The 15972-nt window shown below is 66.4% G+C and carries 12 protein-coding genes; 3 read left to right on the forward strand and 9 right to left on the reverse strand.

Annotated elements, in window-relative coordinates:
• Positions 1–4 precede the first annotated feature (4 nt).
• The 9 genes from BLR85_RS14875 to purU form a co-directional block, all read right to left on the reverse strand.
• Entirely contained in the window at positions 5–1147 is a 1143-nt protein-coding gene (locus tag BLR85_RS14875) for an ABC transporter permease (protein ID WP_093157558.1), read from the reverse strand.
• On the reverse strand, positions 1144–1473 hold the full coding sequence (locus BLR85_RS28530; RefSeq protein WP_139188413.1) for a hypothetical protein: 330 nt from the start codon (positions 1471–1473) through the stop codon (positions 1144–1146). Before BLR85_RS28530 ends, BLR85_RS14875 begins: the two co-directional genes overlap by 4 nt.
• Entirely contained in the window at positions 1473–1691 is a 219-nt protein-coding gene (locus BLR85_RS30255; RefSeq protein ID WP_212635094.1) for a nitrous oxide reductase accessory protein NosL, read from the reverse strand. Before BLR85_RS30255 ends, BLR85_RS28530 begins: the two co-directional genes overlap by 1 nt.
• A complete protein-coding gene (locus BLR85_RS30260) occupies positions 1688–2008 on the reverse strand; it encodes a nitrous oxide reductase accessory protein NosL (protein ID WP_212635095.1) in 321 nt (106 codons plus the stop codon). Before BLR85_RS30260 ends, BLR85_RS30255 begins: the two co-directional genes overlap by 4 nt.
• Before the next feature lie 63 nt (positions 2009–2071).
• A complete protein-coding gene (locus BLR85_RS14890) occupies positions 2072–2482 on the reverse strand; it encodes a nitrous oxide reductase accessory protein NosL (RefSeq protein WP_093157561.1) in 411 nt (136 codons plus the stop codon).
• A gap of 111 nt (positions 2483–2593) precedes the next feature.
• Complete coding sequence (locus tag BLR85_RS14895) at positions 2594–3058, reverse strand: hypothetical protein (RefSeq protein ID WP_093157565.1); 465 nt, start codon at positions 3056–3058, stop codon at positions 2594–2596.
• A 24-nt stretch (positions 3059–3082) separates the two neighbouring features.
• Entirely contained in the window at positions 3083–6451 is a 3369-nt protein-coding gene (locus BLR85_RS14900) for an efflux RND transporter permease subunit (RefSeq protein WP_093157568.1), read from the reverse strand.
• Positions 6451–7926, reverse strand: a complete 1476-nt coding sequence (locus BLR85_RS14905; RefSeq protein WP_093157571.1) for an efflux RND transporter periplasmic adaptor subunit — start codon at positions 7924–7926, stop codon at positions 6451–6453. Before BLR85_RS14905 ends, BLR85_RS14900 begins: the two co-directional genes overlap by 1 nt.
• 177 nt (positions 7927–8103) lie before the next feature.
• Entirely contained in the window at positions 8104–8988 is an 885-nt protein-coding gene (gene purU, locus BLR85_RS14910; protein ID WP_093157574.1) for a formyltetrahydrofolate deformylase, read from the reverse strand.
• Positions 8989–9312: 324 nt separating this feature from the next.
• Between purU and BLR85_RS14915 the strand changes: the two genes are divergently transcribed.
• Genes BLR85_RS14915 through BLR85_RS14925 form a run of 3 tightly spaced genes read left to right on the forward strand, consistent with a single transcriptional unit; the run spans position 9313 to position 15942 of the window.
• Positions 9313–12660, forward strand: a complete 3348-nt coding sequence (locus BLR85_RS14915; RefSeq protein ID WP_093157577.1) for a transglutaminase family protein — start codon at positions 9313–9315, stop codon at positions 12658–12660.
• 14 nt (positions 12661–12674) lie between these two features.
• Positions 12675–15047, forward strand: a complete 2373-nt coding sequence (locus tag BLR85_RS14920) for a circularly permuted type 2 ATP-grasp protein (protein ID WP_093157579.1) — start codon at positions 12675–12677, stop codon at positions 15045–15047.
• A gap of 10 nt (positions 15048–15057) precedes the next feature.
• Positions 15058–15942: a transglutaminase family protein gene (locus tag BLR85_RS14925; RefSeq protein WP_093157582.1), complete on the forward strand. Its 885-nt coding sequence runs from the start codon at positions 15058–15060 to the stop codon at positions 15940–15942.
• The last annotated feature ends 30 nt before the right edge of the window (positions 15943–15972 follow it).

A 15972-nucleotide genomic window follows, 5' to 3' on the forward strand; every position in this document is an offset into this window, starting at 1 on the left:
CCCCCTATCGCATGACCTGATCAGGGTCGGCTGTCGCCGCCCGCCAGATCGGAACGATCGTGGCCGCCATGTAGGGCAGCACGGTCAGGAAAAAGAGCGCCGTCAGTTGCAAGCCATCTATCCCCGGTGTCAGCGCGAAATCGGGATAGATGACGGACCAGCCCTTGAGGACGGAGGCAAAGAGGCCCGCGTCGAAGGCGAAGACGTGAAGATAGGCGAGCACCGTCCCGAGCAAGAAGGCGCCAAAGGAGACCAAGCCGCCCTCCCAGAGCTTCATGGCGATCACGTCGCCCGTGTCCCAGCCAATGGCCTTGAGGATGCCGATCTCACGCGTCTCCTCGGCGGACAGGCCCGAGGCCTTCTCGGCGGCGAAGATCACGAAGGCCAGCACGGAGGCTCCGGCCAGCAGCACCATGATCCCTTCGCGCCAGGAGAAGAGCTTCTGATAGGTGCGGGCAATCTCGTCGCGCGTGACCAGCCGTGCATTCGGCAGAAGGCGGCCGATCTTTTCGACGATAGTGTCGATCTCGCGCGGGTTGCGGATGGAGAGGGCGATATCGGTATAGACATCCTCCGGCAGCTCGAAGAAGGCGCGGAAATTGGCCTCGTTCAGCAGGATCAGGTCGGTCGAGACCAGCGCGCTGTCGGAGGAAAGCCGCTTGGCAATGTCGAAGCGGACGAGATCGCCGGGAGTGCGGCTGAGAAAGAGCGGCGCGGTCTCCCACGGCATTTCGCGCACACGCGGCAGGCTCTCGCCAATGATGGCTTGCCCCGCGGGCGGGGCCATGGCGGGATCGAGCGGCACCATCAGCGTGTAATTGGCGCCGTTCAGACGGTCATAGAAATAGCCCCAGAGCCGCCCCTTTATACTGGCCACACCGCGAATGCCGTCGATCTCGGCGATCACGTCGCCCGGGATCAGGTCATGCCGGCCCATGACGAGGTTCTGGATGATCACCTCCGGCGCCTCCGCCAGAACCACCTCTGCTTCCTTGCGCAGCGCGGTGGCAAAGAGCGTGGCCGACGCGACGACGAAGATCACCATCGCGTAGATCAGCAGGAGCCCGGTATTCTTGATCCGTCGGCGGGCGAGGGCGGCGAGGGTATATTCTGCCAGCGCGCGCTGGCGGCGCAGCCAGGATGTCATCGTGCCGCCTCCTCGGGGCCAAAGCGCAATTCTCCCCGCCCGAAACCGGCCGCGGGGCGCGGGGCGAAGGTGCCGGAGGGGAAATGCTCAAAGGACATGGGTGCGTCCTGAAACGCGGTCTGCAGATCCGCCAGCGCCGGATTGCGGGTGAAGCGGGCCTCGGTGAACAGCGCCAGATCGGTCAATCCGACAGCGCGGACCAGCGCGGCCGAGCGCGCCATCCGCGCCCGTTCCGGGGCGGTGGTGATCCGGGCGTGCAGGGATGCGAGCGCCAGCGTGGCGGTGCCGGCGGCGAGGAGCCCGAAGACGATACGCGTGCGTCGCATCACTCGAATGTCCCGGCATCGAGGGCGGCGAGCATCTCGCCTGTCACCGCGTCGAAGGTGACCCGCGCCTTGCCCTTGTGATCCTTCAGAAAATCCGCCGCGTCGGCGTCGGTGGCCAGCGGCACCAGCTCGCGCCCCATCGGCCCGTAGACATCCGAACCGATCACGTATTCGGCGGCCCGCGCATCCACCAGCGCAAGCCCGTAATACTCCGTCACCCCCATTCCCGCGATCTGCGCGGCGGCGCGTCCGGGGCGTATTTGTCCAGATTGTCGAGATACTTGAAGAAATCCTTCGCGCCGTCGAATTGGACGGCTATGCCGTCATCCCACAGGATCGTGGCCACCCATTCGGGATATTGGGCCACGAACATGCCGCAGACGGGGCAGGTGTCGCGCGGGCCGGGCGCGGGCAGCTCGACCTTTGGCGCATCGGCGCGGGCAGGGCTGAGGCCGAGACCGGCCAGAAGGGCAGCAGCGGGCAGGCTGGCGAGCAGGCGCCGGCGATGGGCGCAGGGGGAGCCGTGATGGCACATGGCGGGGTCCGTCTTGCTGGAAGGGCAGTCTGCCCGGCGCCGGGCCGGGCAGACCGGAACGCGTCAGTTGGCGGCGCGGGCGCGGCGTTCGGCCCGGCGCTTGCGGATGGCGATCGTGTCTTCGGCCATGGAGGCGAAGGCGGCGCGCAGCGCATCGTCGAAACCGACGATGGAGGTGCCCTCTGCCTCGGCTGCGGCGGCTTCGGCGGCGGCCTTGTCCGCATAGGCCCATTTCGAGACCTTGGTCATCGTGCCCATCTTGGCGGGGTTGATGACATAGGCCATCTCCGCCGTGTCCGCGAGCGGCTTCACCTCGCCCTCGGCGCCTGCATCGCCGGCATAGATCACGCGCGGGCCGCGATCCATGTTGAGCGACAGGCTGATCGCGGCGCAATGGATGGAGCAGGTGCCGTCCGCAGTGTCGTCGTCATAATGGATCAGGTGGCGCGTATGGCTCCACTGCTGCCGCATCATGCCGCAATGCCGAAATGCCGTGGCGAGGGTTTTGATCGCGGCTTGACCTGACGCGCCGTTGCCGCAGGAAGCGGCGAGCGACAAACGTGGCAAGCTGGCGATGCGATGGGGTCAGACAGGCAGGACAGGAGGGGCGCGGATCGAGGCCGCGCGCATGGAACGCCGCGCGGGCATGTCGTCCCGGCGGGGGATCTGCATCGTCAGGGCGAGCGCCACGATCGCGAAGTCGGGCGCGGTCGCGTTGCTGCTGTCGCCGAAATCCGCGACGGCGGCGCTTGCGCAGACCGGGCAGTCCTGCCCGTCGCCGCCGAGATCGACGAGTGCCACGCCGTCTCCGCTGCAGATCTCCATGATGCCAAGGCCGGTGCCGGGGGGCGCCACGCCGAGGGATCTCGCCGCCGAGGCGCCGAGGTGATCCGCGGTGAGGAGCACCTGAAAGACCATCGTCACCAGCGCCAGAACACGCAGGAGCGTGTTTCCGGTGGGTCTGGATCTCGGTCTTTCGATCTTGCGGGTCACTTGGGTGGGCTTTTCGTCATACAGCGGCAGCAGGGCATGCAGCCGATTGCGGATCAATGGGACACGAGGTCCGACTCAGGGTCATGGCTTCGGCTTTCCAAGTGAGAGCCGAAGGACAGCCGTGTAGCTCGCCGCGACGACGAGCGCCGCGAGGACAGAGAGGGCCAACGCGGCCATCCCGGAGGGAAGCGCTGCACCGCTCATGGCAAGCAGCCGCGCCGCCAGGTCCTGTCCGGGCCAGAACAGCGCGATATTGACCGCCACCATCACCCCGAGGGCTGCGAGCGTCAGCGCCCGGAGCGCGCCATGGCCACGCGGAGCGGAGAGCATCCGCCGCAGCGAGCGCAGGGAGCGGGCCAGGTCGGACTGGATGACCATGAGCGCTGGCACCATCAGCAGCACGATGAAGAAGCCGACCGAGAGACCGTAGACCAGCGTGACCACCGTTGGCTTGAAGAACAAGTACTGGCGGCTCTGCTCGAACATCAGCGGCGCGAGGCCGAGCACGGTCGTCAGCGTGGTCAGCAGGATCGGGCGCAGCCGGTCCTTCGCCCCGGCGATCGCCGCCGCGCCGACACCCATCCGGCGGGCATAGTCCTGCACCGTTGTAACCAGCACGATGGCATCGTTGATGATGATCCCCGACATGCCGATCAGCCCGATGATGGTGAAGAGCGACATGGCGAGGCCGAACTGGGAATGGCCCCAGATCGTCCCGATCAGCCCGAAGGGGATGACGGCGAGCACGATCCGCGGCTGGAACCAGCTGCCGAACACCCAGCCCAGCACGAGGTAGATCCCGAGGATGCAAAGCATGAACCCCATCATCGCCTCGCCGAGGAAATCCTGCTCCTGCATCGAGAGCCCGCCGAGTTCCCAGTCGAGATCATGCCGCGCCGCGATCTCCGGCAGAATGCTGTCGCGGAGCGCGGCGCCGATCTCGGCGGCGCGTTCTGGGCTGTCCTCGGCCAGGCTGCCGGTGATGGTCACCAACCGGCGGCCGTTCTCCCGGTTCACGGTGGAGAAAGCGGGCGCGCTGGTGGTGGTGACGATCGCGCTCAGCGGCACCCATTCGCCGCTCGGCGACCGCATCCGGGTGGCGAGCAGGAAGTCGCCCTTCTGTTCCTCCTCCGGCAGGCGCACGATGATCTCGGTGGTGCGGGTGCCCGCCGGGAATTCGGCCGCCGTCACACCGTTCAGCCGGGCAAAGAGCTCGGCCCCGATGGCCTCGGTCGTGAAGCCGAGCATTTCACCCAGCGGCGTCAGCGTGAGTACCATGTCTTCCTTGCCGAGCGGCAGGCTGTCCTGCAGGCCGGTGACCTCCGGGTACTCCCCGAGCGCCGCGAGAAGCTCCTCGGCGGCGGCTTTCAGCACGAAGGAGTCCGGTCCGTAGAAATTCACCGCCAGCGAGTCGCCGCCCGGACCGGCGCCCCGGCTGCGGAACGACAGCAGCGCCAGTCCGGCGGGGCGGGCGACCTCCTGTTGCAGCGCGCGGACGAATTCCTGGGCCGAGAAGTCGCGCCGGTCGGCGCCGACAAGACCGATATCGATGGAGCCGAGCGTGTCCGGGTCCATCGTCGACTCGCCCGGGATGCCCTTGGCCGCCGTGCCGCCGACCTGCGCCAGCGAATGCACGACAGGGGAGCCGCCATCCACCGCGGTCAGCTCCCCGGCGACGACGGAAACGGCGCGGTCCAGCTCGCGCGCCATGGCGCGGGCATCTTCGCGGGTGGCGCCCGGAAGGAAGGCAAAGTTGCCGGTGACCGATCCGCGCTCCGGCGCGGTAAAAAAGGCCCATGGCACGTCGCCGCGCAGAACCGAGGAGAAGGACACCGCCAGAAGCAGCAACATGGCCGACACCACGAGGTAGCGCAGGCGGACGACCCATTGCATCAAGGGCGCGAAGAGGGTTTCGGTCATCCAGTTGAAACCGCGGTTAAACTGCGTGGAGGGCCAGTCATACCAGCGCCGTCTGGAGCCAGCCTCCAGCGCGTGGCGCATGTGGTTGGGCAGGATGACGAAGCTCTCGACCAGCGACGCGATCAGCACCGCCGCCACCACGAAGGGGATATCTGCGATCAGCCGGCCGAAGCCACCGCCGACGAAGAGCAGCCCGACAAAGGCCAGCACCGTGGTGATGGTGGAGCTGAAGACCGGCCCGAGCATCCGCCGGACGGCGTTGACAGGGGCGAGGGCGGGGCTCTCGCCCAGCCTGCGGTGGCGGTAGTCGGCATGTTCGGCCACGACGATGGCGTCATCGACCACGATGCCGAGCGTGATGATCAACGCGAAGAGCGACATCATGTTGATGGTCAGCCCGGCAGCATACATCACCGCGATGGCCGCCAGCATGGAGACGGGGATGCCCATCGCCACCCAGAAGGCCGTGCGGGCCGACAGGAACAGGAACAGCGTGATCAGCACCAGCGCGAGGCCCGACAGGCCGTTCTCGATCAGGATGTCGAGCCGGTCCGTGATGTCCTGCGCGCGGGTATTGATCAGGCGTATGTCCACGCCCTCGGGCAGCTCTTCGCGCAACTCCTCGGCAAGCGCGCGCACGGTGGCTTCCATCTTGATCGCGTCGCCCTCGGGGGAGCGGTCCACCCGGATCAGCACCGCCGGGTCCTCGCCGACGAAATAGGCTCGCCCGGCATCCGCGCCGGTCACGCTCACCCGGCCGACATTGCGCAGGTAGAGCTTGGATCCGTCGGGATTTGTCCGCACGACGATGTTCCGGATCGCATCGGCATCGCGGGTCTCGTCGCCGGCGCGCAGGCGCACCGAGCCGCCAGACACCTCCCCGGCCGGGCGGGTGTCGACCTCGCCCGCGATGGCGGCCGCGATTTCCTGCATCGAGATGTCGTGGCGGATGCGGGACGCTTCCGGCACGTCGACCTCGATCTGCGGCGCGACGACGCCGGAGATGTCGGAGCGCGTGATCCCCTCGCGGTAGAGTCGCGAGACGAAGTCGTCACCAATCCGTCCAAGCTGTTCTGGCGCGATCGGCCCCCAGAGGACAACCTCCGTCACCTTGTCGCGCCATGTGCCACGGCGCACGACGGGCTCCTCGGCGCTCTCGGGGAGCGTCTTGATGCCATCCACGGCGGCCTTCGCCTCCTCGGTGGCGCGCGCCATGTCCCAACCGGGTTCCAGCAGCAGCGTGACCGTGGTCGAGCCGTCCTTGGACACGGCGGAGGATTCCGACACCCCTTCGACGCCCTGCAAGGCCGGCTCCAGCAATGCCACGACGGAGCGGTCCAGCTCCTCCGGGCCCGCGCCGTCCCAGTCGACCGTCACCGTGACAGTGTCGATCACCACGTCCGGGAAGAACTGCGAGCGGATCTTGGTGGTGGCCACGAGGCCGAGGACCAGCATCACCACCATGACGAAACTTGCCGCGGTGTTGTGACGGGTGAAATAGCCCAGAAGGCCGTTCGATTGATCCGCCATCACTGGCTCTCCGCGATCTTGGCTTCGAATTTCTCAACCGTGGCGCGGGGCACTTCGGGCTGGGCCAGCTCGGCCAGCCATTGCTCGCGTTTTTCCGGCTTCATCTGGTCGCTCGCCTCGATGAAGGCGACGATCGCGGCGCGGCGTGCGTCATCCAGCGCGATCATGTCGGGCTCGGGCGCGGGCGGCGGGGCACTGGCCGCGGCTGCGCCCTCGGGTTTCGGCTCCACCGGCGTGACCATGATGCCCGGGCCAAGCTGCAGCGCGCGGATCGTGACGAATTGCCGTCCGAAGGGCACACCGCCCACGATGACCGTGTCGCCCTGGTGGCGCAATAGTTGCGCCTGGTGGTCTTCCAGCCGGTTGCTCTCTCCGATCAGCAGGATCCGGCCATCCGTGGTCACGGCCGTGGCCGGGATGCGCGCCACGCCTTCGAGCGGGCGCTCCGGGATGCGCAGGGTCACGAAATCGCCCTGCTGAACGAAATTCGGATCCGGATCGACCAGGCGTGCATAGACAAGTCGGCCAATCTGCCCCTCGTCGCGTTCGGCGCCTGCCCGGTCCAGTTTCGCGGGCAGCACGGTGGTGGACCGCCCGCGTGGGACCAGCACCTCGACATCGGCCTTGCGCAACTGTCCCTGGTCGTTCAGCAGGCGGGCATGCTGGTTGTTTGTCACCCGGAAGGCCACTTCGAGTTCTCCGGTGTCGATCAGCGCCCCCAGTTGTTCGTTCGCGGAAACGAGCCGGCCCTCGATCGCCGTGACATCGCTTACCACGCCGGCGAAGGGCGCGCGGTGCACCGCTTCCGCGAGGTCGCGCCGCGCTTCGTCGAGCGCGATGGACTTGCGGCGCAGGGTGATCTCGGCCTGTGCCAGCCGCGCCTCGTCTCCGGCCACGACCCGTTGACGGTTCAGCAAGGTCTGGTTCGCCGCCGCCCTGGCCAGAGTCGCGGCTTCCAGGTCGGCTTCCGTCGCCACGCCGCGCTCGTGCAGCCCTTGCTGGCGCGTGGCGGCCTGCTGACGGAGGTCCAACTGCTCCCTGGAAGCCTCCGCTTCGAGCCGCGCAAGCTCCAGCGCCGAGGCCGCTTCGGCTTCGGCGACATCGGTTTCGGCTAGCGCCACGGCGGTTTCGAGCCGTGCCGGATCGATGGCGAACAGCACGTCGCCCGCTTCGACCACGCCGCCATCGCGGAAATTCTCCGACAGCGACACGAGTTTTCCGCCAACGGCTGCCCTCAACTCCAGGGTCCGTCCGCTCTCAAGGTGGCCGTAAGCGGTGATGATCGGGGAGACTGTCTCGGGCTGAAGCGTTGCTACGGTGACCGAGTAGGCGCGCTCCCGTGGCTGCTTCGTCTTGCTCGCGGCGCCGACCCGGTCCTGCCAGGCCTCGTTGAGAATTCCGGCTGCCGAAAACAGAAGCGCCAGCGAGACGCCACCAATTGCAAGGCCAAAGCCAGCGCGGGCGAGTGTTCCCATAATATCATTTCATGCGAATGTGTTTATTTGTTTGCGCGGATCCGATCATAAAGCGTCTCACCGGTCAATGATGATGCTGTTTCCACCCCATGCTGGGCGCATTTGCCGCCGAAGGCGGACGCCGCGAAGCGGCGCCATCGCCGCACGGCCTCTGGCCGGCGGCGAGCGCCCTGCGGGTCAGCCCATCCGCTCGGATTTGTAGCTGCCGGGCGAGGCCGGGAAGACCACCGTCTTGTTGCCGTTCAGGAACACGCGGTGGTGGATATGGGCGTGGACCGCCCGGCTGAGAACGAGGCTCTCCACGTCGCGGCCGAGCGAGACATAGTCCCCGGCCGACTGCGCATGGGTGACCCGCACGATATCCTGCTCGATGATCGGGCCTTCATCGAGATCGGCGGTCACGTAATGCGAGGTCGCCCCGATGAATTTCACGCCGCGCTCATAGGCCTGCTTGTAGGGGTTCGCTCCCTTGAAGGACGGCAGGAAGGAGTGGTGGATATTGATGATCCGGCCGGACATCTTCTGGCACATCCGGTCTGACAGTACCTGCATGTAGCGCGCCAGCACGATCAGCTCGGCCCCCGACTCCTCGACAATCGCCATCTGCTGGGCCTCGGCCTGGGGTTTGTTCTCCTTCGTCACCTTGATGCAGTGGAAGGGGATATCATGGTTCACCACGACCTTCTGGTAATCCATGTGGTTGGAGATCACGCCCACGATGTCGATCGGCAGCGCGCCGATCCGCCAGCGATAGAGCAGGTCGTTCAGGCAGTGACCGAAGCGCGAGACCATGATGATGACCTTCATCTTCTCGCTCGCATCATGGAAGGCATGTTCCATTCCGAACCGCTCGACCACGGGAAGGAAGGCCGCCTGAAGCTCTTCCATGGTGGCGCCTTTCTCGCTGTCAAAGGCCACCCGCATGAAGAAGTTCTCGGTCTGCATGTCGTCGAACTGATGCGCATCGAGGATGTTGCATCCGTTCTCGGCCAGGAAGGTCGAGACCTCGGCAACGATTCCGCGTGCGGACGGGCATTTTACGGTCAATGCGAAACGCGACATGAAGGGGCTCCGGGAAGATCTGTTCGATTGCGCTATCAATGCCGCGATGCAGAAACCCCTGAAAGGGAAAATACGCTGTCTTTGGCGCGAAAAGCGGCGCTGGGCTGCCTCAGGTCGGAACGGCGGTTTCCGATGTGCGTCCGCGCGGCGCGTTTTGGGGCAGATCCTCGGCCGAAGAGACCGTTTCAATTCTGCTGAAATAATGTGCGATCAACTCGGGGGACCTCGGAAAGGCCGCGAAAATCACCGATTCCAACGAATCCCGCTCGCATGGCCCGCGCGGCTGTGTTTGCACTGGGTCAACGTTGACCGCAGGGAGCGAAAATGAGCATCAAGGCCGCGATTCATCACCTGACGCATTACAAATACGACCGGCCTGTCACCCTGGGTCCACAGATCATCCGCCTGCGCCCTGCGCCACATTCCCGTACCCGCGTGATCTCTCATTCGCTCAAGGTCTCGCCCTCCGAGCATTTCGTGAACCACCAGCAGGACCCCTACGGTAACTGGCTCGCGCGTTTCGTGTTCCCCGAACCGGTCCGCGAGTTGAAGATCGAGGTCGACCTGGTGGCCGACATGACGGTCTACAACCCGTTCGACTTCTTCGTCGAGGAACGGGCCGAACACCTGCCCTTCGACTATCCCGAAGAGCTGACCGAAGACCTCCTGATCTATCTCAAGCCGGAAAAAGCCGGGCCGCGCCTGCGCCGCCTGCTCTCCAGCATCGAATTCAACCCCGAAGAGACCACGGTCGATTTTCTCGTCGGGCTGAACATGCGGCTGGAGAAGATGATCGATTACGTCATCCGCATGGAGCCCGGCGTGCAGACGCCGGAGGAAACGCTTGCCTTCGGCAGGGGCTCCTGCCGCGACACGTCCTGGCTGCTGGTCAATATCCTGCGCCACTTAGGCATCGCGGCGCGGTTCGTCTCGGGCTACCTGATCCAGCTTGAGCCGGACCTGAAGGCGCTCGACGGCCCCTCGGGAACCGATCACGATTTCACCGACCTGCACGCCTGGTGCGAGGCCTATATCCCGGGCGCCGGCTGGATCGGTCTGGACCCGACGAGTGGCTTGCTGACCGGCGAGAGCCACATCCCGCTCGCCGCCACGCCGCATTACCGCAATGCCGCCCCGATCACGGGCGTGGCCAGCGAGGCCAAGGTCGAGTTCGATTTCGACATGACCGTGACCCGCGTGGCCGAGCACCCGCGGATCACCAAGCCCTTCCCGCAGGATAGCTGGGAAAAGCTCGACGCGCTCGGCAAGGAAGTGGACCGCCACCTCGAGGAGGGCGATGTGCGGCTCACCATGGGCGGCGAGCCGACATTCGTCTCCATCGACGATTATGAGAGCGACGAGTGGAACACCGCCGCTGTCGGCCCGATGAAACGCGGGCTGGCCGATGACCTGATCCGGCGGCTGCGCGAGCGCTTCGCGCCCGGCGGCTTCCTGCATTACGGGCAGGGCAAGTGGTATCCGGGCGAAACGCTGCCGCGCTGGACCTTCTCGCTCTACTGGCGCCGCGACGGGCAGCCGATCTGGCGCAACCCGGAGCTGATCGCTAGGGAAAAGCAGGATACCAAGGTCGGCCCGGAACAGGCCGAGGCCGTGCTGCGCCATATCGCCGAGCGCATCGATGTCGATCCCGATCACGTGCAACCGGCCTATGAGGACCCGGCGGAGTGGATCCTGCGGGAGGCCAACCTTCCCGACAACGTGAGCCCGGACAATTCCAAGCTGAAGGATGCCGAGGCGCGCCACCGCATCGCGCGCGTATTCGAGCGCGGGCTGACGAAACCCTCGGGCATGGTGCTGCCGGTGCAACGCTGGCAGACGAAGGCGCATGGCGGCTGGGTGTCCGAACTTTGGCGCACAAGGCGCGGGAAACTCTACCTTATCCCCGGTGACAGCCCGGTCGGATACCGCCTGCCGCTGGAGGCCTTGCCCTATATCCCGGCGGGCAGCTACCCGTTCCATTTCCCGCCTGACCCTGCCAACCAGGAGGGCGAACTCCCGGTCTTCGATATCGACGCGCGCGCGCGCGAACCGGGCGAGCCGGACGTGACGCCCGGCCACCGGCAGCAGGGCACCTTCACCGCCGGCGCGCCCACGCAGGATCGCAACGCGATGGACGCTGTCTCGGGCGGCGCTGTGCGCACCGCGATGGCAATCGAGCCGCGCGACGGGCGGCTTTGCATCTTCATGCCGCCCACCGAGCGGATCGAGGATTACCTCGAACTGGTCGCGGCGGCCGAACAGGCGGCGGAAGATCTGCAGATCCCGGTCCATATCGAGGGCTATGCGCCCCCTAACGATCCGCGCATCAACGTGATCCGCGTCGCGCCCGATCCGGGCGTGGTCGAGGTCAATATCCATCCCGCCCATAGCTGGGAGGATTGCAAGGCGATCACCGAGGCTGTTTATGATGAAACGCGCCAGTGTCGGCTCGGCGCCGACAAGTTCATGATCGACGGGCGCCATTGCGGCACAGGTGGCGGCAACCACGTGGTCGTCGGCGGCTCGACCCCTCTGGACAGCCCCTTCCTGCGCCGCCCGGACCTGCTGAAATCGCTGCTCCTGCACTGGCAGCGCCACCCCTCGCTCAGCTACCTGTTCTCCGGCCTCTTCATCGGCCCGACCAGCCAGGCACCGCGCATCGACGAGGCGCGCCATGACAGCCTCTACGAGCTGGAAATCGCGCTGGACCAGATCCACGCACCGGGGCACGGAGACGTGCCGATGCCCTGGCTCACGGACCGGCTGCTCAGGAACATCCTGATCGACGTGACCGGCAATACCCACCGCGCCGAGATCTGCATCGACAAGCTCTATTCGCCCGACGGCCCCACCGGCCGGCTCGGCCTGATCGAGTTCCGCGGCTTCGAGATGCCGCCCGATCCGCGCATGTCGCTCGCCCAACAGCTTCTCATCCGCGCGTTGATTGCACGGATGTGGCAGAACCCGGTACAGGGCGCGCCGATCCGCTGGGGCACGCGCCTGCACGACCGGTTCATGCTGCCGCATTTCATCTGGGAAGACTTCCTCGACGTGCTGCGGGACCTCAAGGATCATGGCTTCGACATGGATCCCGGCTGGTTCAAGGCCCAGGCCGAGTTCCGCTTCCCCTTCTGCGGCGAGGTCGAGGCCGAAGGCGTGCACCTGGAACTGCGCCAGGCGCTGGAGCCGTGGCACGTGCTGGGCGAGACCGGCGCCATTGGCGGCACGGTGCGCTACACCGACAGCTCGGTGGAGCGCCTGCAGGCGCAACTGACCACGACCGACCCGGAACGCTACGCGATTACCTGCAACGGGCGTCGCCTGCCGCTTCAGGCCACCGGCATCAGCGGGGTCTCCGTAGCCGGCCTGCGGTTCAAGGCCTGGCAGCCGCCCGAGGCGCTGCACCCGGTGCTGCCGATCAACGCGCCGCTCACTTTCGATATCTTCGATACCTGGACGGGCAGGGCGCTTGCGGGCTGCACCTATCACGTGGCCCATCCCGGCGGGCGCAACTACGATACCTTCCCGGTCAACGGCAACGAGGCCCAGGCACGGCGCCTAGCGCGGTTCGAGCCGCATGGGCACAAGGCCGGTGCCTACTTGCCCCCGGCCGAATTGCCCCATAGGGAATTCCCGATGACGCTCGATCTGAGGCGAGCGCCGGGAATCTGAAGGCCGGAGGGCGGATGCAGTCACAGTCACAGGGCGAGGGTCCGCTCGATCAACTCCTGTCGGACTACGTGCCGCAGGAGGGGGTGCCGGACGAGCTTCTGGGGCCGGACGGCGAAGTGCGCCCGGTCTGGGCGGGATTCGTCAAGCGGCTGGCCTCCATGCCCGATGGGCGGCTTGCCGAGCGCATCGCGCATGGCGACCGCTACCTGCGCGACGCGGGAGTCTATTTCCGCCGCTACGGGCCGGAGGATCCGACGCGCCGCGACTGGCCGCTGAGCCATGTGCCGCTGCTGATCGCCGAGGATGAGTGGGACGAAATCTCCGCCGGCCTGATCGAGCGGGCCGAGCTTCTGGAGAAGCTCGCGGCCGATCTTTATGGCGAGAACCGGTTGGTGGCGGAAGGTCACCTGCCGGCTTCGCTGATCGCGGAGAGCCCGGAATGGCTGCACCCGCTCGTCGGGGTAAAACCGCGCGACGGGCATTTCCTCGACTTCATCGCCTTTGACATCGGGCGGGGGCCGAACGGCAACTGGTGGGTGCTGTGCGACCGCACGCAGGCACCCTCGGGCGCGGGCTTCGCGCTGGAGAACCGGATCGCCACGACACGCGTCTATTCGGACATCTTCCTTGGCGCCAATGTCACCCGGCTGTCGAACTTTTTCCGAAACTTCCTTGATCGCCTGATGGACTTGCGTCCGGGCCATCAAGGGCGTGTCGGCATCCTGACGCCGGGACCGATGAACGCGACCTATTTCGAGCACGCCTATATCGCGCGCTATCTCGGTTTCACCCTGCTCGAAGGCGACGACCTGACGGTGCAGAACGGCGAATTGATGATCCGCACCATCGACGGGTTGCGGCCGATCTCGGTCCTGTGGCGGCGGCTGGACGCTCAGTGGTCCGACCCGCTGGAGCTGAACGAGGGCTCGCAACTGGGCACGCCGGGGCTGCTTGGAGCGATCCGGGCTGGCAATGTCTCCATGGTCAACGCGCTCGGCACGGGCGTGCTGGAAACGCGGGCGCTGATGGCCTTCCTGCCGCGCCTGAGCGAGTTGCTCGACGGACGTCCGCTGCGGATGCCGAACGTCGCCACATGGTGGTGCGGGCAGGAAAGCGAGCGGGCACATGTGCGCGCGAACTCGGGCGGGATGCTCTTCAGCTCGGCCTGGGCGACGGGGCTGGCGCACGAGACGGGCGGGGTGATGCCGCCGCCCTCGGGGCTGGATACCTGGATCGAACGGCGGGGCACGTCTCTGGTGGCACAGGAGCAGGTGCAGCTCTCGACCGCGCCTGCGCTGATCGACGGAAAGCTCGTGCCGCGCCCGATGACGTTGCGCGTCTTCCTCGCACGCACCGAAAAGGGCTGGACCGCGATGCCGGGCGGTTTCGCGCGGATCGGAAGCTCCGAGGACAGCTCGGCCATTGCCATGCAGGAAGGCGGGCAGGTGGCCGATGTCTGGGTGATCAGCCGGAACACGGAGCTTTCCGACACGCTGGCCGACACGGCCGGAAAATTCGAGCGCACACCGCCCGGTGCCCTTCCGAGCCGCGCGGCCGATAACCTGTTCTGGCTCGGCCGCTATGTCGAGCGGTCCGAACATATTGTCCGGGTGCTCAGGGCGCATCATGCGCGGCTGGCCGAGAGCGATATGCCGGATGCGCCACTTCCGCTCTTCGCGGCGCGCTATCTTGAAAACCTCGGCTGCTCCAGCGTGGAAGCGGTGCCCAGCGAGCTGGTCGATTCCGTATCGGCGGCGCTGAATTCGGCCGGGAAGGTGGCCGACCGGTTCTCGGTCGACGGAACCCTGGCGCTGGTGGACCTGACGCGGACGGTGTGCGAATTCGCCGAACGCGTGCAGCCGGGCGACGATGCCGCGAACGCGATGAGCGTGCTGATCCGAAAGCTCAACGGCTTCTCGGGCCTTGTGCATGACAACATGTACCGTTTTGCCGGATGGCGCTTCCTGTCGATCGGGCGCGCCGTGGAGCGAGCAGTGAACATGACGAAATGTCTTGCTGATTTCGCAGACCCGTCGGCGCCCGCCGGCGCGCTGGACATGGCGGTGGAGATCGCCGACAGCGTGATGACCCACCACCGGCGCTACACGGTGGCGACGAGCCGGGCCACGGTGATCGACCTTCTGGCGCTGGACGAGCTGAACCCGCGCTCGATCCTGTGCCAGCTCGGCGATATCGAGGAGCACCTGTCGCACCTGCCGGGCACAGGTCAGCATCGGCAGATGACGCCGCTGACCCGCGCGGTTCTGCGCGCGCGCACGGATCTGGCCCTGCAATTGCCGGAGACGGTCAGCAGGAATGATCTTGAGCGGTTGGTGGACGACCTGTCCGGCATTTCCGACCAGCTCACGCTGGCCTATCTGAGCTGAGGGGGGGGACATGCAATACGATATCCGCATGAGCGTGACCTATCGTTACCCGGTGGCCGCAACGGCAGGGCGACACCTGTTGCGCATCATGCCGTCTTCGATCCCCGGCGAGCAGCGGCTGGACTCCTGTCGCCTCCTCGTGGAACCGGACCCGGTGGAGTGGCACCAGAGCGTCGATTTCTTTGGAAACCGGACGGATGAAGTGGCGCTGGACAGCCCGCATACCGAAAGCCGGTTCGAGATGTCCTGCCGGGTCGAACGGATGGTTGAGGGACAGAAGATCGACATCTCCCCGCGCCCCGAGGACCTGCCGCGGGAAATCGCGGCGCAGGCCACGCTCGCTTCGGAGGCGCCGCATCATTTTCTCGGCAACAGCCCGCGCATCACGCTCCATCCGGCCATGACCACCTATGGGCAGAAGGCCGCGCGCGGGGCGGAATCGGTGCTGGAGATGTTTCACCGCCTCGGCCGCGCCATCAATGCGGACTTCACCTTTGACCCGACGGCGACCGAGGTCGACACGCCGGCCATCGACGCTTTCGAGCGGCGCGAGGGTGTGTGCCAGGATTTCACCCATGTGATGATCTCCTGCCTGCGCGGCATGGGCATTCCGGCCGGCTATGTCAGCGGCTTCCTGCGGACGGTTCCGCCCGAGGGGCAGCCGCGTCTCGAAGGGGCGGATGCCATGCATGCCTGGGTGCGCGCCTGGTGCGGGGAGCGGATCGGCTGGGTCGAATACGACCCGACCAACGCGCTCGACGTTGCCAATGACCACGTTGTGATCGCCCGCGGACGGGACTATTCCGACGTGGCGCCGGTCAAGGGTGTGATGCGCATTGCCGGGGGGCAACAGACGACGCAATCGGTCGATGTGATCCCGCTGGGCGAGAGCTGACTGGCAAGGCGGCAGCACGCATCGCGGGGG

Source organism: Aliiruegeria lutimaris, assembly GCF_900099935.1.
Lineage (GTDB): Bacteria > Pseudomonadota > Alphaproteobacteria > Rhodobacterales > Rhodobacteraceae > Tropicimonas > Tropicimonas lutimaris.

Excerpts from the sequence above, each read along its gene's own strand:
- BLR85_RS14875 (WP_093157558.1), bottom strand. The coding sequence starts at position 1,147 with ATGACATCCTGGCTGCGCCGCCAGCGCGCGCTGGCAGAATATACCCTC.
- BLR85_RS28530 (WP_139188413.1), bottom strand. The coding sequence starts at position 1,473 with ATGCGACGCACGCGTATCGTCTTCGGGCTCCTCGCCGCCGGCACCGCC.
- BLR85_RS30260 (WP_212635095.1), bottom strand. The coding sequence starts at position 2,008 with ATGTGCCATCACGGCTCCCCCTGCGCCCATCGCCGGCGCCTGCTCGCC.
- BLR85_RS14890 (WP_093157561.1), bottom strand. The coding sequence starts at position 2,482 with ATGATGCGGCAGCAGTGGAGCCATACGCGCCACCTGATCCATTATGAC.
- BLR85_RS14900 (WP_093157568.1), bottom strand. The coding sequence starts at position 6,451 with ATGGCGGATCAATCGAACGGCCTTCTGGGCTATTTCACCCGTCACAAC.
- BLR85_RS14905 (WP_093157571.1), bottom strand. The coding sequence starts at position 7,926 with ATGGGAACACTCGCCCGCGCTGGCTTTGGCCTTGCAATTGGTGGCGTC.
- purU (WP_093157574.1), bottom strand. The coding sequence starts at position 8,988 with ATGTCGCGTTTCGCATTGACCGTAAAATGCCCGTCCGCACGCGGAATC.
- BLR85_RS14915 (WP_093157577.1), top strand. The coding sequence starts at position 9,313 with ATGAGCATCAAGGCCGCGATTCATCACCTGACGCATTACAAATACGAC.
- BLR85_RS14920 (WP_093157579.1), top strand. The coding sequence starts at position 12,675 with ATGCAGTCACAGTCACAGGGCGAGGGTCCGCTCGATCAACTCCTGTCG.
- BLR85_RS14925 (WP_093157582.1), top strand. The coding sequence starts at position 15,058 with ATGCAATACGATATCCGCATGAGCGTGACCTATCGTTACCCGGTGGCC.